The sequence below is a fragment of the Kitasatospora sp. NPDC001225 genome (assembly GCF_053597855.1).
Genome location: NZ_JBSFJC010000391.1, coordinates 1 through 2,011 on the forward strand (window position 1 = coordinate 1; position 2,011 = coordinate 2,011).

Genomic DNA, 2,011 nt, shown 5'->3' on the forward strand with positions numbered 1-2,011 from the left:
CTACCTCGACTGCCTCTCCCAGGCCTCGTACCTGATCGCCGACGAGCGCACCGGCCAGGCCGTGATCGTCGACCCCCGCCGGGATGTCGACGAGTACCTCGCCGACGCCACGGCACGCGGCCTGACCGTCGTCGGCGTCATCAACACCCACTTCCACGCCGACTTCCTGGCCGGCCACCTCGAACTGGCCGACCGCACCGGCGCCTGGATCGGGTACGGCCGCCGCGCGGAGACCGACTACCCCATCCGCCACCTCACCGACGGCGAGCGGATCGAACTCGGCGACGTCACCCTGCAGATCATGGAGACCCCCGGGCACACGCCCGAGTCGATCAGCATCCTGGTCTTCGAGCAGCCCGACGACACCGTCCCGTACGGCGTGCTCACCGGCGACGCGCTGTTCATCGGCGACGTCGGCCGCCCCGACCTGCTCGCCTCGGTCGGCGTCACCGCCGCCGAACTCGGCGCGATGCTCTACGACAGCGTGCACCACAAGCTGATGGCCTGCCCGACGAGACCCTCGTCTTCCCCGCCCACGGCGCCGGCTCGGCCTGCGGCAAGAACCTCTCCACCGACCGCCAGTCCACCATCGGCGCGCAGCGACTGACCAACTACGCCTGCCAGCCCATGGACCAGGACACCTTCGTCCGCATCGTCACCGCCGGCCAGTCCGCGGCCCCCGCCTACTTCGGCCACGACGCCGCCCTCAACCGGCAGCACCGCCCGCTGCTCGACCGCACGAACGCCACCCGCCCCCTGTGCCCCGAAGGCTTCAAGGAGGCCCGAACCGCGGGCGCCGTCGTCCTCGACGCCCGCAGCCCCCAGGACTTCGGCGCCGGACACCTGCGCGGCGCCGTCAACGTCCCCCTCGACGGCCGCTTCGCCGAACAGGCCGGCACCGTCCTCACCCCCGACAGCACCATCGCGATCATCGCCCCGCAGGACCGCGAAGGCGAGGTCGTCACCCGCCTCGCCCGCATCGGCTTCGACCACATCGCCGGCTACCTGCGCAACCCCGACAACGCCCTGCCCGCCCTCGCCGACCACCTCACCCCCGCCAGCCGCCTCACCGCCGACCAACTCCGCACCACCCTCACCACCGAACAGCCCCCCACCGTCCTCGACGTCCGCACCTGCGGCGAACGCGAAACCGGCACCATCGAAGGATCCCTCCACATCCCCCTGACCGAACTCCCCACCCGCCTCGACGAGATCCCCACCGACCACCCCCTCGTCATCCACTGCGCCAGCGGCCACCGCTCCTCCATCGCCGCCAGCCTGCTGCGCCACCACGGCCACCCCGACGTCTCCGACCTCCTCGGCGGCTACCACGCCTGGCACACCCTCACCCACCCCGCCCAGGCCTGACCCCAGCCGACCCGGCCAACCCCGTCCGGGCCACGGGCAGGGAAGCGGGACGTGGCCGTGGTGGGGGCGGGGGAAGGTGGGTGTCGGTCACTGCTGCGGCAGCGCGAGCAGTCGGGCGTGCAGGCGTTGTGCATCCCGGCTGCTGCCGATGCTCCGGGCGTGGAGGGCGAGGGTGGCGCCGGCCCACACTTCGGCGTCGTCGGGGGTGTGCGGCTTGACGCGGGCGGCGCGGACTTCAGCCTCGCCCTGCTGGAGAACGGCCAGGTCTTCGCGTGGGGGCGCGGCATCAACGGCCAGCTCGGCACCGGCAACCGGGCCACCAGCTCGGTGCCGCGCCAAGTGACAGGCCTGGAGGTCGTCCTCGCCATCGCGGCCGGCGTGTACCACGCCCTCGCCCTGATGCCGGACGGCCATGGGCACCCGTGCGGCGCCGGGCGCCCGGCCGGCGCACTTCGTGCGGTCAGCCGGCGGCGCGCAGCCGGGCGAGGGTGGCGTCGATATCCAGGTGGTCGGTTTCCGATCCTGCGGGCACCAGGGTGAACGAGTCCGTGAGGAAGGCTGTCACGGCGTCCTCCGGCGGAAGCCGCCCGGGTGTGCCCCGCGGGCCCAACTCCGGTGCGTGCGAGGGCGTTGGGGTGCCTGG

Annotated in this window: 2 protein-coding genes and 1 pseudogene; 2 read left to right on the top strand and 1 reads right to left on the bottom strand. The window is 73.1% G+C overall.

Annotation, left to right across the window (positions count from 1 at the left end):
- Together ACWDCZ_RS40780 and ACWDCZ_RS40785 are read left to right on the top strand one after the other, a co-directional pair.
- Window positions 1-1,368: pseudogene (locus ACWDCZ_RS40780) on the top strand (rhodanese-like domain-containing protein); the annotation flags it as partial.
- 207 nt (window positions 1,369-1,575) lie between these two features.
- Window positions 1,576-1,908 (top strand): RCC1 domain-containing protein, encoded by a 333-nt coding sequence (locus ACWDCZ_RS40785; protein ID WP_234348211.1) that lies wholly within the window; start codon window positions 1,576-1,578, stop codon window positions 1,906-1,908.
- Here ACWDCZ_RS40785 and ACWDCZ_RS40790 read toward each other — a convergent pair.
- The coding region (locus ACWDCZ_RS40790; protein WP_449818650.1) for a hypothetical protein at window positions 1,829-2,011 on the bottom strand (183 nt) is incomplete at its 5' end. The genes ACWDCZ_RS40785 and ACWDCZ_RS40790 overlap by 80 nt on opposite strands.